The sequence below is a fragment of the Franconibacter pulveris genome (genome assembly GCF_056780215.1).
On the sequence record NZ_CM165555.1, the window covers coordinates 2130283 to 2156463 of the forward strand.

Annotated in this window: 21 protein-coding genes and 1 pseudogene; 21 read left to right on the forward strand and 1 reads right to left on the reverse strand. The window is 56.3% G+C overall.

Features of this window, described 5'->3' with window-relative positions; translation table 11 throughout:
- Positions 1-33 precede the first annotated feature (33 nt).
- Genes ACU4F7_RS10145 through ACU4F7_RS10175 form a run of 7 tightly spaced genes read left to right on the forward strand, consistent with a single transcriptional unit; the run spans position 34 to position 7286 of the window.
- Positions 34-846 (forward strand): MetQ/NlpA family ABC transporter substrate-binding protein, encoded by an 813-nt coding sequence (locus tag ACU4F7_RS10145; protein WP_024555835.1) that lies wholly within the window; start codon positions 34-36, stop codon positions 844-846.
- A gap of 8 nt (positions 847-854) precedes the next feature.
- Positions 855-1868, forward strand: a complete 1014-nt coding sequence (locus tag ACU4F7_RS10150; RefSeq protein ID WP_481638718.1) for a methionine ABC transporter ATP-binding protein — start codon at positions 855-857, stop codon at positions 1866-1868.
- The gene (locus ACU4F7_RS10155; protein WP_024555833.1) at positions 1861-2529 is read left to right on the forward strand and encodes a methionine ABC transporter permease; all 669 of its coding nucleotides are present in this window, start codon (positions 1861-1863) and stop codon (positions 2527-2529) included. Before ACU4F7_RS10150 ends, ACU4F7_RS10155 begins: the two co-directional genes overlap by 8 nt.
- Positions 2530-2546: 17 nt before the next feature.
- A complete protein-coding gene (locus ACU4F7_RS10160; RefSeq protein ID WP_024555832.1) occupies positions 2547-3011 on the forward strand; it encodes an S-ribosylhomocysteine lyase in 465 nt (154 codons plus the stop codon).
- Positions 3011-3772 (forward strand): SDR family NAD(P)-dependent oxidoreductase, encoded by a 762-nt coding sequence (locus tag ACU4F7_RS10165; RefSeq protein ID WP_481638569.1) that lies wholly within the window; start codon positions 3011-3013, stop codon positions 3770-3772. Before ACU4F7_RS10160 ends, ACU4F7_RS10165 begins: the two co-directional genes overlap by 1 nt.
- 16 nt (positions 3773-3788) lie before the next feature.
- Complete coding sequence (locus ACU4F7_RS10170; protein ID WP_481638570.1) at positions 3789-6134, forward strand: molybdopterin-dependent oxidoreductase; 2346 nt, start codon at positions 3789-3791, stop codon at positions 6132-6134.
- 42 nt (positions 6135-6176) lie between these two features.
- Positions 6177-7286 carry an iron-containing alcohol dehydrogenase family protein gene (locus ACU4F7_RS10175; RefSeq protein WP_481638571.1) on the forward strand — a complete coding sequence of 370 codons (1110 nt, stop codon included), beginning with the start codon at positions 6177-6179 and terminating at the stop codon, positions 7284-7286.
- A gap of 128 nt (positions 7287-7414) precedes the next feature.
- Here ACU4F7_RS10175 and ACU4F7_RS10180 read toward each other — a convergent pair.
- Positions 7415-7575 (reverse strand): annotated as a pseudogene (locus ACU4F7_RS10180) (M20 family metallopeptidase); the annotation flags it as partial.
- A gap of 678 nt (positions 7576-8253) precedes the next feature.
- On the opposite strand from ACU4F7_RS10180, the gene ACU4F7_RS10185 reads away from it, so the two are divergent.
- The 14 genes from ACU4F7_RS10185 (at position 8254) to tssG (ending at position 26180) form a co-directional block, all read left to right on the forward strand.
- Positions 8254-8955: a DotU family type IV/VI secretion system protein gene (locus ACU4F7_RS10185; RefSeq protein ID WP_247365034.1), complete on the forward strand. Its 702-nt coding sequence runs from the start codon at positions 8254-8256 to the stop codon at positions 8953-8955.
- Between the two features lie 61 nt (positions 8956-9016).
- Positions 9017-11392 (forward strand): type VI secretion system Vgr family protein, encoded by a 2376-nt coding sequence (locus ACU4F7_RS10190; protein ID WP_481638572.1) that lies wholly within the window; start codon positions 9017-9019, stop codon positions 11390-11392.
- A 19-nt stretch (positions 11393-11411) separates the two neighbouring features.
- Positions 11412-12413, forward strand: a complete 1002-nt coding sequence (locus ACU4F7_RS10195) for a DUF4123 domain-containing protein (protein ID WP_481638719.1) — start codon at positions 11412-11414, stop codon at positions 12411-12413.
- On the forward strand, positions 12410-15070 hold the full coding sequence (locus tag ACU4F7_RS10200) for a T6SS effector BTH_I2691 family protein (RefSeq protein WP_481638573.1): 2661 nt from the start codon (positions 12410-12412) through the stop codon (positions 15068-15070). The genes ACU4F7_RS10195 and ACU4F7_RS10200 overlap by 4 nt, the downstream gene beginning before the upstream one ends.
- Positions 15067-16038 (forward strand): putative type VI secretion system effector, encoded by a 972-nt coding sequence (locus ACU4F7_RS10205; protein ID WP_481638574.1) that lies wholly within the window; start codon positions 15067-15069, stop codon positions 16036-16038. The genes ACU4F7_RS10200 and ACU4F7_RS10205 overlap by 4 nt, the downstream gene beginning before the upstream one ends.
- A gap of 12 nt (positions 16039-16050) precedes the next feature.
- Positions 16051-16344: a hypothetical protein gene (locus tag ACU4F7_RS10210; RefSeq protein WP_481638575.1), complete on the forward strand. Its 294-nt coding sequence runs from the start codon at positions 16051-16053 to the stop codon at positions 16342-16344.
- Positions 16341-17321 (forward strand): putative type VI secretion system effector, encoded by a 981-nt coding sequence (locus tag ACU4F7_RS10215; protein ID WP_481638576.1) that lies wholly within the window; start codon positions 16341-16343, stop codon positions 17319-17321. Before ACU4F7_RS10210 ends, ACU4F7_RS10215 begins: the two co-directional genes overlap by 4 nt.
- Before the next feature lie 12 nt (positions 17322-17333).
- Positions 17334-17627 (forward strand): hypothetical protein, encoded by a 294-nt coding sequence (locus ACU4F7_RS10220; protein ID WP_481638577.1) that lies wholly within the window; start codon positions 17334-17336, stop codon positions 17625-17627.
- Positions 17624-18601, forward strand: coding sequence for a putative type VI secretion system effector (locus ACU4F7_RS10225; protein ID WP_481638578.1), 978 nt, complete (start codon positions 17624-17626; stop codon positions 18599-18601). The genes ACU4F7_RS10220 and ACU4F7_RS10225 overlap by 4 nt, the downstream gene beginning before the upstream one ends.
- Positions 18602-18613: 12 nt before the next feature.
- A complete protein-coding gene (locus tag ACU4F7_RS10230) occupies positions 18614-18883 on the forward strand; it encodes a PAAR domain-containing protein (protein WP_481638579.1) in 270 nt (89 codons plus the stop codon).
- 5 nt (positions 18884-18888) lie between these two features.
- Positions 18889-20049, forward strand: coding sequence for a hypothetical protein (locus tag ACU4F7_RS10235; protein WP_481638580.1), 1161 nt, complete (start codon positions 18889-18891; stop codon positions 20047-20049).
- Positions 20039-23356 carry an ImcF-related family protein gene (locus ACU4F7_RS10240; RefSeq protein ID WP_481638581.1) on the forward strand — a complete coding sequence of 1106 codons (3318 nt, stop codon included), beginning with the start codon at positions 20039-20041 and terminating at the stop codon, positions 23354-23356. The genes ACU4F7_RS10235 and ACU4F7_RS10240 overlap by 11 nt, the downstream gene beginning before the upstream one ends.
- A complete protein-coding gene (gene tssF, locus ACU4F7_RS10245; RefSeq protein WP_481638582.1) occupies positions 23356-25116 on the forward strand; it encodes a type VI secretion system baseplate subunit TssF in 1761 nt (586 codons plus the stop codon). Before ACU4F7_RS10240 ends, tssF begins: the two co-directional genes overlap by 1 nt.
- Positions 25080-26180, forward strand: coding sequence for a type VI secretion system baseplate subunit TssG (gene tssG / locus ACU4F7_RS10250; RefSeq protein WP_481638583.1), 1101 nt, complete (start codon positions 25080-25082; stop codon positions 26178-26180). The genes tssF and tssG overlap by 37 nt, the downstream gene beginning before the upstream one ends.
- Position 26181 lies beyond the last annotated feature (1 nt).

Consider the following 26181-nt stretch of genomic DNA (forward strand, 5'->3'; position numbering starts at 1 on the left):
TATATTCAACTCGTTACCGGAGAGAGTATTTCTATGCGCAGGTCATTGATTAGCGGACTGGTTGTTGCCTTATTGTCTTCTGCTGTAGTTACTTCGACAGCGCATGCCGATGATAAATTAATTCGTGTGGGTTTTAACCCCGGCCCTTATAAAGAACAGTTTCAAAATGGTGTTGCACCTTTTTTGATCAAGAAGGGATATAAAGTCGAGTATAAAGATTTCAGCGACGGTATTCAGGTCAATGATGCGGTGGCGCGGGGTAATATTGAAGCCAATATTATGCAGCACCCGGTTTACTTAAAATCGGTCAACGAACGTCTGGGGATTGATAACGTCGGCATTGTGCAGGTGCCAACCCCACCGATGGGCCTCTATGCCGGCAAGCTCAACACGCTGGACACCCCAAAGCCGGGCACGGTGATTTCAGTACCAAACCAGGCACCTAACGAATACCGCGCTCTGCTGGTGCTGCAAAGCCTCGGCTGGGTTAAGCTCAAGGCCGATATCGACCCGGCGACCTTCTCACAGAAAGCGATCAGCGAAAATCCCTACAAAATCGTGCTGAAAGAAATGGATAACGCCCAGCAGGTTCGCGCGCTGCCGGACGTTGATTTCGGCCTGATTCAGGGGAACTTTGCTGTCTCCAGCGGAATGAAATTAAGCTCTGCACTGAAACTGGAAACGCCAACCAGCCAGTTTATCAACGTGGTCACGGTGGCTGGGAAAAATAAAGACGCTCAGTTCGCCAAAGACATCGTGGCGGGCTACCACTCCGCCGAGTTTAAAACCTATATCACCAGCCATTCGCAATACAACGGCTACCTGCAGCCCAGCTATTTCAAATGAGCCAGCCCATTATCCGCTTTAACGCGGTCAGCAAAAGGTTTACCCGCAAGGGAGAAAGCTTCCTTGCGCTGGATAACGTCAACCTGACGATTAATCAGGGCGATATCTTTGGCGTAATCGGTGCCAGCGGGGCGGGAAAAAGTACGCTGCTGCGCTTAATTAACCATCTGGAAGCGCCTACTCAGGGCGATGTGCTGATTAACGATCTGTCGCTGCAGGGCATCAGTAAGAAACAGCTGAACCAGGTGAAGAAAGATATCGGCATGATCTTTCAGCACTTTAACCTGCTGAACTCGCGCACGGTATTTCACAACGTGGCGATACCGCTGATCTTACAGGGGCGCGATAAAGCCTTTATTCGCGAGCGGGTGAGCGAGCTCCTGGCTTTCGTGAACCTCAGTGATAAAGCCGAAAGCTATACCGATGAGCTTTCCGGTGGGCAAAAACAGCGCGTGGGAATTGCCCGCGCGCTGGCCACTAATCCGTCAATTCTGCTCTGTGATGAAGCGACTTCGGCCCTGGACCCGCACACTACCGTGCAGATCCTGCTGCTGCTGCAGGAAATTAACCGCCGCTACGGCATCACCATTGTGCTGATTACCCACGAAATGTCGGTGGTACAGAAAATCTGCCACAAGGTCGCGGTGATGGCACAGGGGCAAGTGGTTGAACAGGGCAGCGTACTGGATCTGTTTGGCCAGCCTAAGGAGGCGGTCACCGCCAGCTTTGTACAGTCGGTGATCCACGATCGCCTGCCGGAACAGACCGTGGCGCGCATCAGGCAGCAAAGCCAGAGCCGGGCAGTGCGGCTGGAATTCGTCGGTCAGACCGCGCAGCAACCGATCGTTAACCGGCTGATCCGCGAGTATCCGGTGGAGGTCAATATCCTGTTTGCCAACATGTCTGAAATTCAGAGCACCATTCTCGGTTTTATGATCGTGCAGATCGGCGGCGAAACGGCGGACATTGATGCGGCAATCCGCTACCTCCATGACGCAGGAGTGAAAATCAGCGATGTTTGAATTTATTGATACCGCCGTAACCGGCGATCAGTTTCTACTGGCTCTGTACGACACGCTGATTATGGTCAGCGTCTCGCTGGGATTTGGTGCGCTGCTCGGTATCCCACTGGGTATTGTGCTGGTGCTGTGCCGCCCCGGCGGCATTTTACCCAACGTGGCGCTGCACCAGATCCTCAATCCCGTGGTCAATATCCTGCGTTCCCTGCCGTTTATCATCCTGCTAATCAGCATTCTTCCGGTCACCCGCTGGCTGGTCGGCACTACCATCGGCACCCCCGGCGCGATTGTGCCGCTGGTGGTGTTTATCGCTCCCTATATTGCCCGGCTGGTGGAAAGTTCTCTGCTGGAGGTAGATGACGGCATTCTTGAATCCGCCAACGCTATGGGGGCCAGCACCTTTCAAACCATCTGGCACTTTATGCTGCCGGAGGCCGCGTCATCGCTGATCCTGGCACTGACTACCGCCACGATCGGCCTGCTGGGTGCCACCGCGATGGCCGGCACCGTCGGCGGCGGCGGCATCGGCGATCTGGCCATTACCTACGGCTATCAGCGTTTTGATGCCTTTGCCACGCTCACCACCGCGCTGGTGCTGATCGTTATCGTGCAGCTTTTACAGACCTTCGGCACGCGACTGGCGCGCCGGATACGTCGCGAATAATCGTAAGGAGAAACAGTATGCCAGTAGTAGAGAGCTTTACCCTCGACCATAACAAAGTCATCGCCCCGTATGTGCGGGTGGCCGGCAATGAAAAACACGCGCTGGGCAGCGTGGTGGAAAAATACGACCTGCGCCTGCTGCAACCGAACGTGGATGCTATCCCGACCGCTGCACTGCACACGCTGGAGCACCTGTTGGCCTTCGGCCTGCGTGAAGAGCTGGATGGCGTGATCGATATTTCCCCGATGGGTTGCCGCACCGGTTTCTATTTAATCCTGTGGGATAATCGCGACCCAAAAACCATCGCTACCGCGCTCACCCGCGTGCTGGAGCGCGTCGTTGATGCCACCGACGTCCCGGCGGTTACGCCGCTGGAGTGCGGTAACTATCGCGACCACTCGCTGTTCTCGGCGAAAGAGTATGCGCGCCAGGTACTGGCGGCCGGGATCAGCACCGACGCCTTTTCCCGCCAGGTGGTTTGATGGTTGCCATCGATCTGCGGGGGCAGACGGCGGTGGTCACCGGCGGACTGCAGGGTATCGGGCGGTCGATCGCCGAACTGCTGCATCAGGCCGGTGCCAGCGTGGTGGTAGGCGACATCGCCATCACCGCGCGGGAAACCGGCGATCGCTGGCTGTGGCTGCCCTGTGATATCTCCCGACCTGAACAGGCAGGCGAGCTGATTGCGGCGGCGCAGCAGCAGTTTGGCCGTGTGGATATTTTGGTTAACAGCTGCGGCGTATCGGCGATGAGCCGCATCGACGAGCTGGATGAGGCAGCCTGGCAGCGCATCCTCGACGTTAACGTCAAGGGCGTCGGCTACGCTTCGCAGGCCGCGATTGCACTGATGAAGCCCCAGCGCTATGGCCGCATAATCAATATCGCCTCGCAGGCGGGAAAAAATGGCTATCGCCTGATGGGGCAGTACGTCGCCTCCAGGCATGCGGTACTCGGTTTAACCAAAGTGGCAGCGATAGAGCTGGCTCGTGACAACATCCTCGTTAACGCCGTGTGCCCTGGCATCGTTGAAACGGCGATGAAATGGCACGAGCGGGAGCTGGGCGGTAAATTGCGTGGGCTGACGGCGGAAGATATCTATGCTGAAGACTGCTCGCAGGTGCCGCTGGGGCGCACCGCGCAGCCTGAGGACGTTGCCAACGTGGTGCTGTTTCTCGCCAGTCCGCTGTCCTCTTATATGACCGGCCAGGCGATTAACGTCACTGGCGGTATGACCATGCATTGACATCCCGGAGCGCACCATGAGCCAGCAGGCCGAAGCCGATAAACGACTGACCGTGACCCACTGGGGCACCTATCGGGTAACCACTGATAACGGCGTGCTGACTGCTGTCGAGCCCGTTGAGTGGGACCGCAATCCGTCGAAGATTGGCTTCTCGATGCCGGGCGCGGTGCAGGGCAACAGCCGCGTACTGCGGCCGGCAGTGCGGCTCGGCTACCTGCAGGGCAAGCCCGCCAACCGTGAGGGGCGCGGTAAAGAACCCTTTGTGGAAGTGAGCTGGGAGCAGGCGCTGTCGCTGGTGGCCGGTGAGCTGCGGCGGGTAAAAGACACCTACGGCAATCAGGCGATTTACGGCGGTTCCTACGGCTGGTCGAGCGCCGGGCGCTTCCACCATGCGCAAAGCCAGCTGCACCGCTTCCTCAATCACTTTGGCGGCTATACCGCCAGCACCAATACCTACAGTATCGCCGCCGGAGAGCGCGTTTTGCCGCATATTCTAGGCGATCTCGACGATCTTCAGCGCCAGCACACCCACTGGTCGGTACTGGCTGAACACTGCGAACTCTTCGTTGCCATCGGCGGCCTGCCGCTGCGTAATGCCCAGGTCAACGGCGGCGGAGCCAACGATCACGCCCTCGACCACTGGCTGCAAACCCTGCGCGCCAACGGCTGCCGTTTTATTAACGTCAGCCCGGTGCGCAACGATCTGGCCGCTGTCCGCGATGCCGAATGGCTGGCGATCCAGCCCGGCAGTGATACCGCGCTGCTGCTGGCGGTGTGCCAGGTGCTGATTGCCGAACGGCTGGTTAATCAGGATTTTATCGCCCGCTGTACGGTTGGCTATGATCGCTTTGCGGCTTACCTGCATGGCGAGGATGACTGCGAGACGAAAACCCCTGAGTGGGCGGCGACCATCACCGGGCTGCCGGCGGACACCATCCGCCAGCTGGCGCGACAGATGGCGCAGAAGAAAACGATGATCAATATGGCGTGGTCGGTGCAGCGTGCACGTCAGGGTGAGCAGGCCTACTGGGCGCTGGTGGCGGTCACCGCGCTGCTCGGGCAGATTGGCACCCCCGGCGGCGGCATCGGTTTTGGCTATGCCTCGACGAATCTGGCCGGTGCCGAACGGCGGCGCTTCTCTGGTCCGCGTATGCCTGTGGGCCGCAACGCGGTCAGCACGCGTATTCCGGTGGCGCGTATCACCGATATGTTGCTGCACCCCGGCGAAAACTACGAATTCGACGGCCAGAACCTAACCTATCCCGATATCCGCCTCGTTTACTGGGCGGGCGGCAACAGCTTCCACCATCATCAGGATCTCAACCGGCTGATCGACGGCTGGCGGCGGCCGGAAACGGTGATCGTCCATGAACAGTACTGGACCGCGCAGGCCAAATTCGCCGATATCGTACTGCCCGCCACAACGTCACTGGAGCGTGAAGATATCGGCAGCGCCAGCAACGACGGCTTCATGATCGCCATGCGCCAGCATCTGCCGCCGCAGGGGGAAGCGCGTGATGATTACGCCATCTTCAGCGCGCTGGCCGAAAAGCTGGATTTCACCGCACAGTTTACCGAAGGGTACAGCGTGCGCGGCTGGCTGGAAAAGATTTACCAGGATTCCCGGCCGCGGGCCGCAGAGGACGGCATTCAACTGCCAGACTTCGAGGACTTCTGGGCGCAGGGCAAGCTGGAATACGCTGCACCCGACGTGCCGCAGATCCTGCTGAAGGCCTTCCGGGACGATCCCGAAGCCGCGCCGCTGTCCACGCCGTCGGGTAAAATCGAGCTGTTTTCAGCGGCGGTGGCCGCCTTTGGCTACCGCGAAGCGCCGGGCCACGCCTACTGGCACACGGATGAGCAGAATGCCCAGCAAGCAATGCGCCAGCGCTGGCCGCTGCATCTGCTGTCCAGCCAGCCGCGCACACGGCTGCACAGCCAGTACGACCACGGTTCGGTCAGTCAGCAGACCAAAATTAACGGTCGCGAGCCGCTGTGGATGCATCCGCAGGACGCCGCCGCGCGCGGCATCGGCGAGCGCGATATCGTGAAGGTGTTTAACGATCGCGGCGCGCTGCTGGCTGGGGTGCATCTCACCGAGGATATCCGACCCGGTGTGGTGCAGATCTCCACCGGTGCCTGGTACGATCCGCTGAATGCGCAGGAAAACCGCTCGCTGGATAAACACGGCAACCCGAACGTGTTAACCACCGACATCGGCAGTTCCCGGCTCGGCCAGGGCAGTACGGCACAAACCTGCTTCGTGGAAATTGTCCGCTTTAACGAACCGCTGCCGGAGGTGACGGCCTGGCTGCCGCCGACGTTTGTGGTCTTGACCAGCGAGACAACACAGGAACCGTAGTCACGTAGCCCGTCACAGATTTTATTGTCATCGGAGGATGCCATGAGCACAGTTCAACCGCTATCAACGCGCGCGCAGTTCACTATCAAGTCGCCGGGCAACTACATCCAGCAGGCGGGCCTGGTCCACCAGGTCGGGGAACGCATTCGTCCACTGGTCGATCATCTGCGCATTCTCACGTCGCCGCAGGCCTGGCGGGCAGTGAACCCGATGCTGGAGGAGAGCCTGAACCGGGAAGGCGTGCGCTGGCAGGTGGAGTATTTAAGCGGCGAATGCACCGATGCGACCATCGCCCGGTTTCGCCATAACCTGCTGGAGCAGGGCGCGGAAGGCATTCTGGCCATCGGCGGCGGGCGCGTGCTGGATACCGCGAAAGCCGTTAACGATGCGCTGGGCGATCGCCAGCTGATTGCGCTACCGACGCTGGCGGCGACCTGCGCCGCCTGGTCGCCGCTGGCGATTATCTACAATGAAGAAGGCGGCCATCTCGACAGCCGGGCACTGAACGCCATGCCTGCGCTGATTCTGGTCGACAGCGAAATCATCACCCGCGCCGACGTGCGCTATCTGCGCTCCGGCATCGTCGATGCGCTGGCGAAATGGGTGGAATTTGATCCCTGGCAGCGGCATAACCCGCACCATCTGGCGCTGGAGGTGAAAGTGTTGGCGGCCAGGCAGGCGTACGATACGTTTCTGCACTGGGGCGAAGAGGCGATCGTGGCGAATGAGCAGCAGCAGGTGACGCCAGCGCTGGAAAAGGTGATTGAGGCCAATATCGTGCTGGCCGGATTAGCCAACAGCGTGCGCGGCGAGCTGAATACGCCGGGGCTGGCGCACGTGATCCACGATACGCTGACTCATCAGCCGGAGCTGCACGACTGGCTGCACGGCGAAAAAGTCGGATTCAGCCTGCTGCTTCAGTCGCTGGTGGAGTACGGTCAGCCGAATGCGCAGCTGCTATACCTGCTGAAACTCTACCGCAGCCCGCTTCGACTGCCCGCGCTGGAGGGCGACAGAGCGGCGCGCATTGCGCAGATTGCCGCCGATATCCGCTTCCCGCAGAAAAGCCTGAATGGCCTGCCGTTTGCCGTCACCGTTGAAACGCTGCATCGGGCGCTACTGGCAACCGAGGCACAGGACTTCGCCGAATAGACTTAATCGAGGCATTTGCCATTTGCTGCAGAGGCTTCGAAGACGTGATGATGTGCGGGCAGGCTTCTCTGCCGGGATGACCCATATGCACAGTTGAAACGCTGCCGGACGCTCACCCGGCAGCGGCACTAATCCATCCAGTCCTGAATGATTTCCGCGTACAGCTGCTCCGCCTCTGCCAGCCGAGCAGGCAGTAGTCATGAGTTTGGTGCGCCATCGACGGCTCGCCGAGACCAAGAATAATGCAGGGCGGATTGCTCAGTGCAGGCAGCAGATGCGAGGCATCGGTAAGGTTACGAGCAAACATTCGAACCTCCCAACGTCTTTTAACCGCAGAGTATCACATCGCGTGGCCAGGAATGTCCGCTCCTGGCACGAAGCGGAAGGCCGGGTGGGGCACAGGTCCGCTATGCACGAGGAGGGTCACTACGCAGTAACATTTAATCTGCAGGTCAATGTTGTCGGGATGCTGAAACCTGGCGTGATGTTGCGTTTGGCGCTAACGGTGTGCAGATCCGTATTTCGGGAGCTGTTACTGGATTGCAGACCATGCTGGACCGTTGCGGATGGCAGGCTGTAAAGCTCACACCGTCTGAAGAGTCCGATACGACATTTAACCTGCATGCCAGAACCTAAGAATACATATAGCCGACCCAGCAGAGCCATTAGGTGTTATATTCAAAACCCATGAATAATTTCATCATGTTTTAGAAAAAACGGATTATACATTCATTCGATGGGTGTTTTTATATTGATTAATCCATGATGTAAATAAATTGCGTTGGAAATTAATATTTCTGGGCTATGCAAAAAAAGAATTTTGACATCAATTAATGCCAGACAAATTGCGTGTACTCGTGAAGAAGACATTATTCTGATACTTTTTGTTACGCTTCACCTTATTGATCTGTTTTTAAACAGGAATAAGCTTGGCGAAAAAGAAACCCAGCACAGGATGTGACTTATTTTGGATTTATCAGCCAGTTCATCTCATTCCGCATTTAGCGGCAGTGCCAGCCTTTATATCGACACTCTGTTGCAGGACACTTATCTGTTCGTGATGGATATTCACCATCAGCCTGCACTGGTGCGTGACGAGGCGCTGTATAACCGCGCAATGACGCTGGTGGAGACCGTACAGGACAGGCTGAAAGCCGCAAAGGAATCTGACGACTTTATTCACCATGTGATTTATGCGCAGTGCGCCATGCTGGATGACGCGGTGCTGAACAGTGCTTCCTCTGAAGATAATCACGTCTGGCTGCATGGTCCCCTGCAGTCGGTGTTTGTGCATCAGCTGCGGGCCGGGGAAGTGATGCCGGAACGCACGCGTGCACTGTTGCGTGAAGTCGTGCCGGACCCGCGCCTGCTGGTGCTTTATCAGCGCCTGTATGGCATGGGTTACAGCCAGCGCTGGATGGATAAATACCCGGACCATGCCCGACGGGAGAAGACTGCGGAACTGGCAGAGTCACTGAATGCGCTGGTGCCAGCCGGTGACCGGCCTTTGTCTGCACCGCTGGTGGTGGAGCGGCGTCCGACGGTACGTGGCAGGTTGCTCCACACCCGTATGGCCCATATCACGCTGGCATTGCTGGTCACTGCCGGGCTGATACTGGGTCTGCAGTCTTCATTACAGCATTTACTCAGGTCAGTCCTGCCGGGCTGAGCAACATAATCGTCCCCGGCATGGAACGCATCGGGTGCCGGGTCAGCACAAGGAAGCCACGATGACCACTGCCTCTCCCGTTCTGGATGCCCTGACCCTTAACCGCTATCACCTGAAGGTGAAAGGCTGCACCGCGCCGCTTGACGTGGAGTCGTTTCAGGGACGGGAAGGGCTGAGCACCCGCTACCGTTATGACGTGGTGCTGACCAGTGCTGATAAGGACATTGACCCGTCGGTGATGCTGATGAAGAACGTCACCTTCATTATGCAGACCCTGCCGCAGGCGGCCTTTCGCCGGACCATTGCCCCGGAAGTGCAGCGCACCGTTTATGGTGTCATTACCCGTTTCTCGCGCCTTTCCGTCTCCGCTGACGAAGCGACCTATAGCCTGACGTTTGAGCCGCGCCTCTCCCTGCTTGATAACAGCCGCCGCAGCGCCATTTACCAGAACCTGTCCGTTCCGGAAGTGGTGGAAAAAATCCTGCGGGAAAACCACAACTGGCCGGGCTGGCTGTTTGAGTTCCGCCTGAGCAATACGTATCCGTCACGGGAAATTATCACCCAGTTCATGCTCTCCGATGCGGAGTTTATCGCCCGCCTGCTCAGCGAGGTCGGCATCTGGTTTAACTTCACCCAGGGCAGTGAAACCGGGCATGAAGTGGTGCTGTTCGGTGATTCAGGAAAGGGCTGGCAGTATGACGTAAGCGTCCCGGCGGTGAACCCGGCAGGTATGCACGATAACCGTGCGGAATCGGTGTGGAATTTACAGGCGCATCACGCAGTGACGGAACGTTCAGTCAGTACGCATGACTATAACTACCGCACCGCTGACGCCATCATGAATGCGGATGCCGACCTGACCCACGACGATGACAAAACCACTTACGGCAACGATTACCACTATACCGATGGTTACCTGAGCGAAGGTGAGCAGTATACCCGCCCGGACAGCAATAACACTGAAAGTGGGTATTTCTACGCCCGCCTGCGCCACGAACGCCAGCTGAACCGCCAGCACCGCCTGAGCCTCGAAAGCAACTCCACGCTGATTGCCCCTGGTCAGGTACTGAAAGCAGAGGGTGACACCTCACAGGCTTTTGCAAACGGGATGCTGGTCACGACCATCGAATCGTCGGCCAGCCGTGACTCGCACTATAAACTGAAGGCGGAAGGTATCGCATACCGGGATGCCGTCAGCTTCCGTCCGCCGGAACAACCCCGCGCCCGTATCACCGTCCCGCTGACGGCGCGTATCACCAGTTCGCAAAGCAGTGATATCTACAGCCATATCGACAAAATGGGCCGCTACCGGGTCCGTTTTGACTTCGACAAAGATTCGTGGCCGCAGGGCGGTGAAAGCCCGTGGCTGCGTCGCGCCCGTGATTACGCCGGTGACAATTTCGGTCTGCACCTGCCGCTGATTCAGGGTACGGAAGTGGCGGTGATGTTCGACGGCGGTCATCCGGACAAACCGTTTATTGCCTGGTCGCTGCATGACTCGCGTCATCCTGACCACGTCACCATTGAGAACTACAAACGCAACATCCTTCTCACGCCAGCAGCCAATGAAATGCGCCTGCAGGATGAGCGCGGGAAAGAGAATATCCACCTCTCCACGCCACATTCCGGTAAGACGCAATTAAACCTGGGATTTAACGTCCAGGATTCGGATGCCAGGCGGCTTCGCGGTGAAGGGGCTGAACTGCGCACCGACGGCCACGGTGTGTTCCGCGCCGCGAAAGGTATTTTCATCACCGCCGACGGCCAGCAACAGGCTGACGGTCCGATGCTCGATATGCAGTCAGCGGTCAGCGAGCTGGAAGCGGCAATACAGGAAGCATCCAGTCTTCGTGCTGCCGCAGAAATGGCAAAAGCCGAACTGGCCGACGTGCAGAAACAGACCGACCTGCTCAACAGCACCCTGAAGAACCTGCAACAGCAGGCGCTACTGCTCTCGGCCCCGTCGGGTATCGCCCAGGTTACCCCGTCCAGCATCCAGCTTGCTGCCGGTCAGAACCTGATTGCCACCACCGGCCAGGATGCGGATATCAGTATTGGCAAAAAGCTGCGTATCGCCGTGAGCGAGACCCTCAGCCTGTTTGCGAAACAGCTCGGCATCAAACTGTTCGCCGCTGCCGGAAAGGTGGAGATTCAGGCACAGAGCGATGCGCTGGACCTGCTGGCGATGAAGGATATGCAGATAAGCAGCCAGAGCGGCAAAGTCACTGTGTCCGCACAAACCGAACTGCTGCTGGAATGCGGTGGCGCGTGGATTCAGATGAAAGGCGGGAGTATCACCCTGGGCGGCTCCGGGAACGTGACGGTGAAGGCCGGAACGCTGGAGAAACTCGGGGCAGCATCCATGCAGGGCAGCATCAGCCTGCCGGAGTGCTGCTCAACAATGAAGGCACCGAAAGATGCGGCTGAGCCACTGTGAGGACGATCCTGTGACTATCATGTACAATTTCAGTCCGCAGGCCGTCGCGCAACAGGCGGACGTTTTGCTGACTCAGCTACAGGCCGCGATCACTGAACGTCAGGAATATGTCTACCTGCTCATTGACAGGGAGGCATTGCCGGAAGATGTGATACACCCGTTTATCCGTGCGCTGGTGGACCAGCGTCCGGTGCCGGTGACGCTGCCGCACCGTAACCTGAGCATGGACCGCCATCCCTGGCTCATACCACTTGACCTGACACAGGCTACCCACCAGGCCCTGCTGTTGAGCAGCGTCCGTCATGCCCTGGAAGAACAGCATCCTGACCGTCTGTGCAATGGCGGAGGCCGTGCAGTCTGTGGCTGGCTGACCAGCCCCTTCGACACAGCTGTCGTGACAAAACAACTCGGTCACACGGCCATTCAGCGGCTGATTTCCGGACAACAGATACTGCTGCGATATTACGACCCGGCGATACACAGTGTGCTGTGGTCACATCTGGACGACCTGCAACGCGAACGCTGGCTGGGCGTACTCTCCGGCTGGCACTACCTGAACGGTGATGGAAGCCTGGTGAGCCACGACCATTCTCCGTCGCCGTACCCGTATATGACGTTCTCCCTGATGGTGAACCCGCAGGATGAAATTCACATCAGCCAGACCGGTAAAATCGTCTGTGTCCTGGAACGCTATCGGCAGGCACATATCAACAAGCCCCGTCACGATGAAGCCACTGCAGTCACGATTATCCGCCGGGCGCTGAAACGAGCGCAGCAACTGCACGGTTTTGACAACGATACCGACCAGCAGGCGCTGGCGCTCGATTGCCTGCGGTTACATCCTGAACTGGATATGCATCCCCGGATGAAGATTTTGCTTTCACCACGCGAGCGGGAGCAGGGCACGGATTACGCCACCTGCACTGGCGCACTGTCTGACCGGGACTGGCAACTGCTCTGTCACGACCTGAACACCGAAGAGACGAACGCGTCCGCATCTGACGCAAGGAGCCCTGTATGACCACCTCTCCCCTGGGGCCGAAACCCTGCACACACTGCCAGATATCCGGTCCGGCGATACTGCCGGTGCGTTATGCCGTGGTGCCTGCCGGGCTGTCGGCCAGCGTTCCGGCCTGGGCGAAGCCGGACACACCGTTCCCCGCCGGTGACGGATATGACTATCTGCTGCGCGCCCTGCGCCAGGGCTTTGTGTATGTGTATTACGAAAGTAACCGTCAGTGGGAGGGCTGGTCGGTGGCGGAAGACGGCAGCCTGTGGAAACAGCCCTCTGCTGCGTATGCACGGTCGCAGAAAAAATCTGACTGCACCATGCCGTGCCATAACCCCACCAGTCTGGAGATGCTCATCCTCAGTCCGGCCGCCCTGAAGGGCAACTGCTGGATTGCATTCACATCAGCCAAATGGCGGACCGGTACGCTGGAGCGCTACGGCTCTGATGCGAGCGCCCGTAAGAAACGGATGCAGTGCGTGGAATACTGGCAGTGGACCACGCCCGCTAACGAACAGCGTGTTGCCCAGGCAAGCGTTGAGGTGCTCAATGAAATAGCCGACTACATGACGCCTGGCCCTGCCTGTCCTGTGCTGACGCTGCCGTATAACCCGCCGGTACGGCGTATCAGCCGCACGGACAGCGCATCACCGTGGTTTTATTTTGATGAAGGCGAAGTTCGGGCTCAGGGCACCCTGACGCCGTGGATCCGCCGCCGTTGTGAACAGGCGCAGCGGACAATAGACGCCATGCAGAAACAGGGCACCGGGGTTAACCGCTACGACAAACCCATAACCCAGCTGGTGGTGGCGCTGGATGATGCGTCGGGCATTGCCCATGAGCTGGCGGGATTCAGCGATGATATGGCCGCCCTGCACGCGGGCTGGCTGGACGAGCTGTCGATTGAGTTTATGAGTGTGCAGTCACTGGCTGGTGCCCGCAACCAGATTCAGCAGATGGAAAAAGCGCTGGCAGAAAAGCACACACTGGATGCCTTCAGCAGTACTGCAAATTACGGCATGGATAAGGTCTCCGGTGTAACCATCGTTCCGGGGGCCGACGCGCAACGTCAGTCGGCACTGAATGACCTGTTGCGGCGGGCGCAACTGTTATCAGAACAGGCGGGTGATGAAGCGCTGGCGACCAGTTGGGCGAGGTATGACGCAGAACTGAATCACGACAAGATAAATGCCTTCAACGCCTGCTATGAACAGTTTTGTAAGGTGATAGCCACCCGGATGGAAGCCCTGCACCGTCTGCGTATTGCCTGGCTGGCAACACCACAGTTTATTGCCTGTACCCAGGATTTTTACTCCACGAGTGTGGAGGACAACCTGAGCTATCGCGAAATTGTGGATTATGCGCTGGCCTCGCTGAACCTGACCGATACCGGCGCACAGTGGCTGGACAGTCTGATAAACCAGTATTCCGCGAAATCCGAAAGTAACCTGGTCTGGCGCTCGCTGCTGCTTAATAACCCCGATGTGATAGCCGATATGACCGCCTATCTGGAGAGTCTGGCGAAGAGTCACGGAAAAACAGAGAAAGTGGACGAAGCATCCTTCCTGGCGGCGGTGGCCCCGCTGGCAGGCAAGCTGAATGAAGCATATGCCGGTGCCAATGAGGCACTGGAGCGACCCGCCACGCCGTCTTCATCGTTCTCGCGGATGATGCTGTACTGCGACCGTCGCCTGAGCACATTTGGCGATCGCTTCTTTAATTTCACCCGTCTGGGGAAAACGCTGGACGGATTAAACGAGCTGTTGACGAAATCGTTGTTCCAGGTGGTATCCGGTGTGTCGTTTGATAATGCGGTGCAGCTGTCTCTCGGGCAGATACAGGATGGCGATGCGTTCAGAAGACAGCTCCTGGAGGATATGAAGTATTCGGGAACGGCTGAACGGCGGAAACTCAGAACTCGCTATCAAAGTGATTTTGACAAATTTGCCCAGAGTGCTGAAGGCGAAAGCGCCCTGAAAGGGGCCCGGATCAAATTGCTGGCGTTGTTCTTCAACGGACTGGAATTCAAAAATCAGCTGCAGGAGAGCAAAGGGGATACGAAAAGCCATGCGCAGATAGCGTCCGCTTTCCTTGGGACCGTGAGCACAACCACAGAGATTATGGAACCGGCGGTTAAACACGGAATTCAGAATGGAGCAGGAACCACAAGTGTGAAGTTTGTCGGAGTCACCGCTGGAACCGGTGCTGCGGTGATTAATCTGGCTCTGGATGCCGTGGATTTGATCTCCGAAATAAGATCTGAACATACCAGATGGATTTTTGTTGGACTTAATGGTGGAAAAACGGCTGTAGATGCTGGCGTAGCTTTTAAAGGTGCCAGTGGCTTGCTTCAGGTCCTTTCCGAGACGGTGTTATTTGAGGGAGGAGGATTAGCTCAGTTATCGTCCAAATTAGGCGCAATTGCTGCTGGACGATTCGTCAGTTTTCTTGCTAGCTGGGAAGCAATGATTGGCATATTCCTGATTGAACAGCTGATTATTTATTACTTTGGTAATGACTTGCAGAAGTGGTGCCGGGAAGGTGTTTTTGGGATTGAGCCGGATGACAAACTGAAGAGCACGTGGCAGCTGGGGACTAAGAACCCCCGCAATAAAGAATGTGATAATCAGCAGGAAGCGTTTAATAAAGCGCTGGGAGCGGTGCTATGACAACAAATAGAAAGTCCTCTGATGAGTTTATTGATTTTGATGAAGTTAAAAGAGAACTATCCAATGCCAAAATTGAAATACGTGTAAGACAGGATGCTATTAATGAAGATCCGACTCTTCGCGCTAGTTTTGAACAAGTAATAAAAGCTCAACAGGACAAAATCCCTCTACTGGAAGCAACTCTGGCAACGGAACCGCCGCCGCCAGAACTCCCTCCTCGTCAACCTTTGTTCAAAGTCAGCGGGGTGTTGGAAGAATTTAGTGTGCAGAAAGTGATCGGCTATTTCACCAAGCGTGAATATGATCCCGAGGAGTTTGCACGACAGGAAGCCAGTAATCAGGTGGGGAGCCTTTTACTGGCGATGGCGGGAAATGCCGCAGGTTCAGCGGTAACGGGACAGAGCGATATTCGACAGGATGATCGTTGTGATTTTGTTCGAGGAAAGATCAACGGTATTCTTTTCCATGGCTGGCTGGGAAAAACCAATGCTCAACCCGGTGACTTCGTAGAAATGGCTGTGATGGGGCAGGGGGATCACTATGTAACTTACGCATTAATGATTCCTGAAATTCAGACTATTTCTATGACGCCTCGTTGTGGGGCTGGAAGGGAAGCCGAAATCAGTTTCGGCAAATATGCGGTCATGGGGATAGGAAGCATTTTTCTGGTTATTTTAACATATCTTCGTATTCGTGGCGTTGACTGGGAAGGTATAGCCTTTTGTGCTGGTGTTTTCGCATTTATGTTATCAATGGCCTATTTTTTCGCCATGCGCAGTATCAGAAAGAACCCCGGTCCCGTTATTTTGCTGTCTGAATCTATTTTTTCCGCACTGGGATTTTCTGATCCTCAATGGGTTAATTTGCCGGAAAAAACAAAAAAAAGGTTAAAAAGCGAACCTCCGCTAAAAGGTTCCAGGCCAATGCCGGATCGTAATGCCTGGCGAGACTACTTCTATTACTACTGAAAGGGATTTCTGATGGGAAAGGGCATTATTCCTCTGCATGACAAACTTCTTGTCACTGGTGATTTTGCAGAAGCTATCGGTGTTCTTGCCAGTTGGGCAGCAATGATCGCTTTGTTTCTGATTGAACAGTTAATTAATTATTACTATGGCAATGATCTACAAAAGTGGTGTCGGGAGAGCGTATTCGGGCTGGAGCCAGGTGACAAAATGAAGAGTACCTGGCAACTAGGCCCCAAAAAGCCTCGGGATAAGGAGTATGACAATCAACAGGAAGAATATCAAAAAGCACTGGGGGCTGTGTTATGACAAAGGACAGGAAATTTTCGGGAGAGTTTATTGAGTTTGATGAAATCAGGCGTAAGAAAAGTCATTGCGAAACAATCATTGAAGTTAATAACAAATGGGTGATTGAGCATCCTGACGAATGTGATCCCCTAAAGCTTGAACGGGAAAATGAACAAGCTTCTGCTGAGATAACCAGACTGGAAGCAATCCTGGCAACGGAACCACCACCTCCAGAGCTACCACCGCGTAAGCCTTTATTTAAGGTTAGTGGTGTGCTGGAAGAATTTAGTGCGCAGAAAGTGATCGGTTATTTCACCGATCGCGAATATGATCCTGAAGGATTTGCCAAACAGGAGGCAAGTGAGCAGGTGGGAAGCCTCTTACTTGCGGTAACGGGAAATGCTGCCGGTTCTGCCGTAATAGGGCAGAGTAAGATTCGGATAAAAGATGCCTGTAATTTTGTTCGTGGGAAGATTAATGGCGTGCCATTTAGCGGCTGGCTGGGGAAGACTCATGTCCGAGCCGGTGACTATGTGGAAATGGCCGTGATGGGAAGAGGCGATCACTATGTTGTATATGCAATAGCCCTCCCTGAGCTCCGAACAATAACCATGACGCCGCAGTGTGAGTGTGGGCGTGAGGGTGATATCTATTTTGAGCTTCATCGTAGTGCACCTGTTATGGCCGGGATTTACGCTGTTTTATTTATTTCTCTCAAATTTTTCGGCGCGGACTGGAAGGCGGTCTTTTTTTGCCTGGCTATTGCTGCCGCTATGTTGGTAGTGGCTGGTATATACACCGTCTTAAGCATCAGAAAAGGTCCAGATCCGTCAACGCTTCTTGCTGAGTCTATTTTCACAGCGCTGAACTTCACTGAGCCTCGCCGCGTGGATCTACGAAAGATCACTAAAGAACAAGCTAAAAAAATGTCACCTGTTACTGACCGTGAGATGCCATCCTCTCGCAGTGCCTGGATGGATTTCTTCTATTACTACTGAAAGGGATTTCTGATGGGAAAGGGCATTATTCGTCTGCATGACAAACTTCTTGTCACTGGTGATTTTGCAGAAGCTATCGGTGTTCTTGCCAGTTGGGAAGTCATGGTCGGCATGTTTCTTATTGAGCAACTGATAAATTATTACTATGGCAATGATCTGCAGAAGTGGTGCCGGGAAGGTGTGTTCGGACTTAAGCCTGAAGACAAACTGAAGAGCACCTGGAAGATTGGTCCCCAAAAACCCCGTGACAAGGCATATAACGAACAGCAGGAAGAGTTTCAGAAAGCGCTGGGAGCAGTACTATGACAACAAACAGAAAGCTTTCAGATGAGTACATTGATTTTGACGAAATTAGGCGTAAGAAAAGCCATTGCGAAACAATTATTGAAGTTAATAACAAATGGATGGTTGAGCATCCTAATGAATGTGAACCTCAAAAAATCGAACAGGAAAATGCACAAGCTTCTGTTGAGATAACCCGACTTGAAGCCATTCTGGCAACAGAACCACCACCACCAGAACTTCCACCGCGTCAGCCGCTGTTTAAGGTCAGCGGTGTGCTGGAAGAATTTAGTGTGCAGAAAGTGATTGGTTACTTTACCGATCGGGAATATGACCCCGAAACGTTTGCCCGTGAGGTGGAGCGAAATCAGGTTGGGGAGCTGTTGTTGGCTATAACTGGTAATGCTGCTGGCTCAGCAGTAACGGGACAGAGCGATGTTCGCCAGGATGATCGCTGTGATTTTGTTCGTGGAAAGATTAACGGTATTCCCTTTCATGGCTGGCTGGGAAAAACAAATGCTCAACCCAGTGACTTCGTAGAAATGGCTGTGATGGGGCAAGGGGATCACTATGTAACTTACGCATTAATGATTCCTGAAATTCAGACTATTTCTATGACACCTCGTTGTGGGGCTGGAAGGGAAGCTGAAATCAGTTTCGGCAAATATGCGGTCATGGGGATAGGAAGCATTTTTCTGGTTATTTTAACATATCTTCGTATTCGTGGCGTTGACTGGGAAGGTATAGCCTTTTGTGCTGGTGTTTTCGCTTTCATGTTAGCGATGGCCTATCTTTTCGCCATGCGCAGTATCAGAAAGAACCCCGGTCCCGTTATTTTGCTGTCTGAATCTATTTTTTCCGCACTGGGGTTTTCTGATCCTCAATGGGTTAATTTGCCGGAAAAAACAAAAGAAAGGTTAAAAAGCGAACCTCCGCTAAAAGGTTCCAGGCCAATGCCGGATCGTAATGCCTGGCGAGACTACTTCTATTACTACTGAAAAGGATTTCCGATGGGAAAGGGCATTATTCGTCTTCATGACAAACTCAGCAGTGGCGGGGAAGTGATCTCCGCCTCTTCCACCATGATTATCGACGGTATCAAAGCCGCATTACTCAACGATCTGGTGTCCTGCCCGATTGAAGGGCATGGCGTTAACCGGATTGTGGGGACATCGGCGGAATGGCAGTCAGACAGTGAACAGGCTGCTTTTGATGGTGCGCTGTGCCAGTGCGGTTGCACGGTGATCGCCAGCGCCACAGGCGGCATTCTGGGGAACTGAATCTGATGGCATGGAAAATCCCCTCGCCGGATGCAGTTCACTGGCCTGCTGCACCGTCGTGGTCAGGCTTGTGGCGGGCGCTGATGTTAAGTTGCTCCGCCGTGGTGATGGCCGGATGCGGTATTTATTTCTGGCTGCACGACCCACGGGTGCTGGTTTACGCCTTTGTCGGTGTGGTGGTGCTGATACTGCTGTTTGCCGGGATTGCTGGCTGGTGGATGTATCGTTACGGCGTACTCCTGGAACACGCTGATGCCACCACGCAGTACAACGCCATGCTGGAAGCACAGTGGCAGACGTGGGCACAGGAAGGCATGGTGATTTCAGGCGTCAGTACTCTTTTCCCTGAACAGGTGCGGACACCGCAGGACAGCGGTGAGCCGGTGACTGTCGATGCTCCGCTGCGCCTGCCTGATTGTCCGGGAGCCACGTATCTGTTTACCGAGTTGCTAACCCCGTTGCGTGTGGCACTACAGATTTTCACCCGCAACCAGTCACTGACGATCTGTCTGCCGGAAGGCGCGTCAGAGGACGACTGGCAATGTTTCCGGTCGGTGTGGGCGGCGCTGTCACTGCCGCTTTCCTCGATCCAGCTTTCGGAAATGAAGCCTGAGCCTTTCAGCCGCCAGATGACGCTCTGGCAACAGAACAATGCGGTGCGTTCGGGCTGGCTCATTATCCGTCATAACTGGACTAACGACAGCGAAGGCACTCAGGGAGCGGTGGCCTGGTTGTTATCTCATCCGGATACCCGTACCGGGCTGCGGCCCTGTGCCACGCTGCACCGGGTGTTCCCCACTGATAACTCGTTACCTGACGGTGATCTCCGGCAGTTTCTGCAATACCAGTGTGTCAGTAATACGATGAAGGGCGTGTGGTCTGACGCGGTCACTCAGCCACATATCAGCCGTCTGATGGTCGCCCTGAGCCAGCGGCATAAGGCTGTCGCGGCAAAAGAGGAAGCGGCAGTCATTCCACCCGTATCACCGGCTCAGCAATATCTGCCTCACTGGCTGGGCGAGACGGAAGACAGTGAAACATGGTTTGCAGTCACGCAGGCAATACAGATGGCAGAGCATACCCGTGAAACACAGGTGCTGGCACTGGCGAAGGGAAGTGAGGCGTTTTTAATGAGTGTCAGCAGTGGAGGTGAGAATGTCGCTTAAGGGACAGGTCTGGCGACCATCGGGGGCAACCCTGTTTACGCTGGTGTCGGGAGTGTTGTCTGCCGGAGTGGTATGGCTGCTGGGCAAACATTACGGACTTTCTCCTGCACAGATGGGCCTGGTCTGGCTGGGCGTTCAGGCGTTGTTGACTGCCGTAATGGCTGGTTACCGGTTGTATCAGCAGCGGGAGCCAAAGTCAGACGATGACAGGCAAAACACAGCGCGGCAGGGAAAAGTCTCCACGCCCGCGTATATCACGGAGATGCGTGATTACCTAAAGCATCACTACGGGCTTAACTGGCGCAGAAAGGTGCGCTTCATTGTGATTTGTGGTTCGCCAAATCAGGCAAATCTGGCCGTACCGGGTATCGCCGAGGCAGGCTGGCTGGAAGCCAATAATGTCGTCGCCGTATGGGGAGGGAGTCTGCTCTCGGGAGCCGACAGCGCCCGTATCGCGGTACTGCGTAAACTCAAACGCTGTGCGGTCAGCGCGATAGTGCTGGTCTATGACGGCGAGCTGCGTCAGGCGATGCAGGGCGATTTAATCGTTCGCCAGCTGAATGAACGCTATAAAAAGCTGGGCTGGCGCGTGCCGCTGTATCTGTGGGAAGTGCAGAAGAGCGCGTGGCCGCAGGAAGGCCGCGCGACCCAATCAGTGGGGTGCCTGTTTGGACCCCATACCACACCGCCGGAGCTGGTGGCGGCGCTGAAATCCCTGCCGGGCACGCTGATGGCACCGGGCGTACAGCAGGGGCTGGCGAATCACGCCCATGATTTTCTGCTGCGTCTTGGCTGGCAACTGCGCAACGGCATGGCGGAGCGCTTTCACGCGCTGAGCGTGTCGCTGCTTACCGGCCCCTATGCGGTGCCGCTGCGCGGGGTAATGTTCAGTCCGCCGGTTTACCCGAAGGATGGAACCGACAAACAGCGCTGGCTACCGGATAACAGCTGGAACGCCATTCTGGACGATTTACCGGGGCTTAAAATCCAGCGTGCCGGGATGGCCTGGGAGCGCACGCTGTATCAGGCGGTGCTGGTGGCCCTCGGTCTGACCTGCGCGGGCGTGCTGTTCTCCTGGCATACCAACCGTCAGGAGATTACCGACGCACAGCAGCTGGCAGCGACGGCCCGTGATGAACACCAGAACGCGGATAAACGCCTGGGTGCACTGGACGAACTGCAAAGAGAGATAGAGCGCCTGCAGTACCGGAGTGAGCACGGCGTGCCGTGGTACAGCCGCTTTGGTCAGAGTCAGAATAATGACCTGCTGGCCCGTCTGTGGACAGCGTATGCCCGCAGCGCGTTACCATTATTACGGGATGCCACGGCCGTAAAACTGCGCGACACGCTGACCGCCTGGAATGCGCTGCCTGCCGACAGCGACCAGCGGGCGAAGCTGAGCCGGGATGCCTATAACTGGCTGAAGGCTCTGTTAATGTTTAGCCGCCCGGAGAAGATGGACGCCGGTTTCTTCACCTCAACGGTGATGACCCTCTGGCCGCGCCGTGACGGTGTGGCACCCGGCGTATGGCAGTATGAGGGGCCGCGCCAGCTGACCTTTATGGCGCAAAACCTGCCATCTCATCCGGAGTGGAAAATCCCCGTCGACCCTCAGCTGATTTCCGCTACACGCAGCGCCCTGTTACGCCTGATTGGGCAGCGTAATGCCGAAGCGGCGCTGTACCAGAAGATGCTGGCACAAGTGTCGCATAACTATGCCGATATGCGCCTCTCCGATATGACCGGTGATACCGATGCCTCGCGGCTGTTTACCACCGATGAGGTGGTGCCGGGGATGTTCACCCGTGACGCCTGGGACAACGCCGTGCAGCCCGCCATTGATAAAGTGGTGAATGAGCGCCGGGATGAAATTGACTGGGTGCTGAGTGAGAGCAAACATCAGGTGGCCTCGGATATTTCACCGGACGCGCTTAAAGCGCGTCTGACGGAACGCTACTTTACCGACTATGCCGGGGCGTGGCTCAACTTCCTCAACAGCCTGCAGTGGCAGAACGCCGCCACGCTGTCGGATGCGATTGACCAGTTAACGGTGCTCGCCGACGTACGCCAGTCGCCGCTGGTGGCGCTGATGAACACCCTGAACGAGCAGGGGCGTGCCGGCCAGTCGCAGGAAGCCCTGTCCGACTCGCTGGTGAAATCGGCGCAGAATCTGCTGCACAGCGATAACGCAAAAGCCATCGACCAGAATGCTGGACCGCATGGCCCGCTGGATGCGACCTTTGGTCCGGCGCTGGCATTACTGAGTAACCAGAACGGCGGCGACAGCCTGAGCCTGCAGACCTTCCTGACCCGCGTCACCCGTGTGCGCCTTAAACTCCAGCAGGTGACGAACACCGCTGACCCGCAGGCGATGATGCAGGCGCTGGCGCAGACCGTGTTTCAGGGGAAATCGGTGGATGTGACTGACACCCGTGATTACGGCAGTCTGGTAGCAGCCAGTCTCGGCCAGGAGTGGAGCGGTTTTGGTCAGACGCTGTTTGTGCAGCCGATGGAACAGGCCTGGCAGCAGGTGCTGGCCCCGACGGCCGGGAGCATCAACAGCCAGTGGCAACAGACCATCGTCAACGACTGGCAGCATGACTTTAACGACCGCTGGCCGTTTACCCCCAATAAGCAGAGTGAAGCCTCATTACCACTGCTTTCGCAGTACTTGCGCAACGATACCGGGCGTATCACCCAGTTTGTGAAAACCAGCCTTGGCGGCGTGCTGCATAAGGAAGGTCGTCGCTGGGTGCCCGATGCCATCAGCAGTCAGGGGCTGCACTTTAATCGGGAATTTCTGGATGCGCTGAATGCGCTCAGCGAACTGGCCGATGTGGTATTCACCGGCGGCGATGCCAGCGTGCATTTTCAACTGATGGGTAAACCGGCCCGTGACGTGATGCAGACCACGCTGTTCCTCGACCAGCAAAAACTGGATTACCACAACCAGGTGGAGAGCTGGCAGCCCTACGTGTGGCCAGACAGCCAGTGGAAACCGCGCACCACCCTGACCTGGACCAGCGTGAACACCGGTGAGCGTATTTTTGCCGATTACCCTGGAAGCTGGGGCTTTATCCGTCTGCTGGATAAGGCGCAGGTGAGGGCTGTGGACAACAGTACTTATGTGCTGAGCTGGAAAACGGCGGACGGCGACACGCTGAACATGATGCTGCGTACGGATGCAGGCGAGGGCCCGCTGGCGCTGCTGAGACTGAAAGGGTTCAGACTACCGCAGCAGGTGTTTGTCGAGACGGACAGTACGGCAGCGGGTTATACAGGAAAAGATGCCGGAGGCGACCAGTAATGGAAGACTTAACCCTCCGCTACTTCGATACCGAGATGCGCTATCTGCGTGATGCGGCGCGGGAGTTTGCTCAATTACACCCGGAAGAAGCCCGTGAAATGGGACTGACAATGAACGGGGCGATGGATGAGTCAGTCGAGCGACTGTTTCAGGGCTTTGCCTTCATGATGGGCCGTGTGCGCCAGAAGCTCGATGATGATTACCCCGAACTGACGGAAGGGGTTATCAGCCTGCTGTGGCCGCATTACCTGCGTCCGCTGCCGTCAATGTGCGTGGTGGAAATCTCGCCGGAGCCGGATGCGCTCAAACACAGCGACACAGTGCTCATGCATACCGAAGTGGTTTCTGCACCGGTGGGAGCTAACCGGGTACGCTGTCGCTACCGCACCACGCGACCACTGACCCTGCAACCGCTTGCCCTTCAGAAGGCGAGTATTTATACCGAGCCGGACGGTGTAAATGCCCTGCGTCTGCACTTTACCTGCGGCAACACGGCCGACTGGCAACGGCTTGACCTTTCCGCGTTGCCTGTCTACCTGAACGGCGATGCGCCGCTGGCCTCATTGCTGCACCTGTTTCTGACCCGTCGGGTGGCACAGGCGTATATCCGGATGCCCGGCAATGTGGACCGTAATCCTTTACCGCTGCGTTTTCGCGCCAGCGCCTTTGATGACGATGCGCACCTGTGGGAGGTGGAGAAGAGTGAGTACAGCGGCTATCAGCATCTGCTGGAATACTTCACCTTCCGCGAGAAGTTTATGTTTGTCTCTCTGGAAGGGCTGGAACAGGTTGCCTGGCCTGAAACGCTGCCCTGGTTTGAGCTGGAGTTCCGTTTCACGCAGCACTGGCCGCACGACTTCACCGTCAGCGAAGAGAACCTGCGTCTGCACTGCGTGCCGGTGGTGAACCTGTTCCGCCTGGATGCACATCCGCTGGCGATTAATGCAGAGCAGACGGAATACCGGCTCCAGCCATTACGCGATGACGACCCGCATACCGAAATCTTTGCAGTGGAATCGGTAGCCGCCTCGTTTGAAGAGGATGCACCGCGTTATACCTCGTTTCGTCTGTTTGAACAGCGGGGCGGCATGCTCCGGCGTGAACGTCCACCCCGGTATTTTCATACCCGCGTGCTGCGGGGGCCGTCAGGCCGTACGGAAACCCGGTTGATTCTCGGCGGCGAAGAATTTGAACGGGAGCGCCTGTTACCAGACGAGCCGCTGGCGCTGAGTCTCATAGGGACCAATGGCAGCCTGCCGCGTATGACCCTGAAAAGTATCCTGCTGGACCAGCTTGCCGGTACGCAGCAGACCCCGGTTCGCGTGCGCAATCTCTGTCCGCCGTCTATGCCCTGCTACCCGCCGAACGAGAACCGCTTTCACTGGAAGCTGCTGAGCCAGCTCGGGAGCAGTTTTCTGTGGATGATGAACAATACAGAGGTGCTGCGTAATACCCTGGCGCTCTATGACTGGACAGATAACGATAACAACCGTCGCCGCCTGCAGGGCATCCTGAATGTTGAACACCACCGCCTCGAATACTGGAAGCGTGGCCTGATACGGGGCGTGGATATTGAAGTGACTCTCGATACCACGCACTTCGCAGGCGAAGGCGACGTATGGCTGTTTGGCGGCCTGCTGAACCGCTTTTTCGCACAATACGCCGATATGCACCTGTTTAACCGACTCACCCTGATACTGCAACCGACAGGACACTGCCTGCGATGGAAAGAAAACCATCAGTCAGCTTCACAAGGCTGAGTGAGACTTCAGGTAAACGCCTGCCTTACACCAGTTTCTACCGCTTTCTGCAGTGGCTGGAAATGACGCATCCTGAGTATCCGCCGCTGGGAAGCAGCTGGCGTATCGGCGATGACCCGGTGCGTCTGCGCCCGTATGCAGGAATGGGCTTTCCGGCAAGCGAGTTCAGTGGCATTGAATGCAACCCCGATGACAATCCGGATTCGCCGCCCACGGTCAGAACCACCTTTATGGGGCTGTACGGCATCACGTCACCGTTGCCCACGGTGTATATCGATGACATCACGCAGCGACGTGACGGCCATGAAACGGTGGAGCACTTCCTCGACATCTTCAACCACCGCCTGATAACGCAATTTTACCGCATCTGGCGTAAGCACAGCTACCCGGCGTCGTTTGAAGACGGCGGAACAGACCGGATTTCGCAGTGCCTGCTGGGGCTGGCGGGGCTGGGTATTCCCGGTACGGCTGAACATCTGGACACTCCGCTGTCGCGCTTTCTCGGGATGCTGCCCGCCCTTCAGGTGCCGGGACGTACGGCGGAAGGTGTCGCCTCGGTGGTAAAGATGATTACGTCGGACACCACCGTTACGGTGATACCGCGCTATAAGCGGAAAGTGGCAATCCCTGAACTGACCCTGAGCGCGAACGGGGACGGATTTGTCCTGGATGACCGCCCGGTGATGGGTGGCTTTGCCTGGGATGTGAACAGCACGATTGAAATCTGGCTGTATACCGAAAGCAAAGCCGATGTGCGGGGCTGGATGCCGCCAAAATGCTCGCTGTATGACGATTTACTCTCACTGCTGCGGGTCTACCTGGGCTGGCGCTATGACGCCCGGATCTCTCTGACCTTTCCCCGCAGGCTATTGCCTGCACCGCGATTGTCCGTCCGTGAACGCGAGGACAGCGTTTACATGGGCTATTCATTCCTGCTGGGCCATGACCAGGACGATACCGGACCGGACCCGGAAATGCCGGAAGTAGTAACGGTTAAACTTGGCCGCTACGAAGGACTGCAAAAGAACCCCGTCCGCCGCGAGGTGACTGAGGTTGAAGATTGAA

Coding starts and splice junctions, on each gene's coding strand:
- ACU4F7_RS10145 (WP_024555835.1), top strand. CDS start 34: ATGCGCAGGTCATTGATTAGCGGACTGGTTGTTGCCTTATTGTCTTCT.
- ACU4F7_RS10155 (WP_024555833.1), top strand. CDS start 1,861: ATGTTTGAATTTATTGATACCGCCGTAACCGGCGATCAGTTTCTACTG.
- ACU4F7_RS10160 (WP_024555832.1), top strand. CDS start 2,547: ATGCCAGTAGTAGAGAGCTTTACCCTCGACCATAACAAAGTCATCGCC.
- ACU4F7_RS10165 (WP_481638569.1), top strand. CDS start 3,011: ATGGTTGCCATCGATCTGCGGGGGCAGACGGCGGTGGTCACCGGCGGA.
- ACU4F7_RS10170 (WP_481638570.1), top strand. CDS start 3,789: ATGAGCCAGCAGGCCGAAGCCGATAAACGACTGACCGTGACCCACTGG.
- ACU4F7_RS10175 (WP_481638571.1), top strand. CDS start 6,177: ATGAGCACAGTTCAACCGCTATCAACGCGCGCGCAGTTCACTATCAAG.
- ACU4F7_RS10190 (WP_481638572.1), top strand. CDS start 9,017: ATGACCACTGCCTCTCCCGTTCTGGATGCCCTGACCCTTAACCGCTAT.
- ACU4F7_RS10195 (WP_481638719.1), top strand. CDS start 11,412: ATGTACAATTTCAGTCCGCAGGCCGTCGCGCAACAGGCGGACGTTTTG.
- ACU4F7_RS10200 (WP_481638573.1), top strand. CDS start 12,410: ATGACCACCTCTCCCCTGGGGCCGAAACCCTGCACACACTGCCAGATA.
- ACU4F7_RS10205 (WP_481638574.1), top strand. CDS start 15,067: ATGACAACAAATAGAAAGTCCTCTGATGAGTTTATTGATTTTGATGAA.
- ACU4F7_RS10210 (WP_481638575.1), top strand. CDS start 16,051: ATGGGAAAGGGCATTATTCCTCTGCATGACAAACTTCTTGTCACTGGT.
- ACU4F7_RS10215 (WP_481638576.1), top strand. CDS start 16,341: ATGACAAAGGACAGGAAATTTTCGGGAGAGTTTATTGAGTTTGATGAA.
- ACU4F7_RS10220 (WP_481638577.1), top strand. CDS start 17,334: ATGGGAAAGGGCATTATTCGTCTGCATGACAAACTTCTTGTCACTGGT.
- ACU4F7_RS10225 (WP_481638578.1), top strand. CDS start 17,624: ATGACAACAAACAGAAAGCTTTCAGATGAGTACATTGATTTTGACGAA.
- ACU4F7_RS10230 (WP_481638579.1), top strand. CDS start 18,614: ATGGGAAAGGGCATTATTCGTCTTCATGACAAACTCAGCAGTGGCGGG.
- ACU4F7_RS10235 (WP_481638580.1), top strand. CDS start 18,889: ATGGCATGGAAAATCCCCTCGCCGGATGCAGTTCACTGGCCTGCTGCA.
- ACU4F7_RS10240 (WP_481638581.1), top strand. CDS start 20,039: ATGTCGCTTAAGGGACAGGTCTGGCGACCATCGGGGGCAACCCTGTTT.
- tssF (WP_481638582.1), top strand. CDS start 23,356: ATGGAAGACTTAACCCTCCGCTACTTCGATACCGAGATGCGCTATCTG.
- tssG (WP_481638583.1), top strand. CDS start 25,080: ATGGAAAGAAAACCATCAGTCAGCTTCACAAGGCTGAGTGAGACTTCA.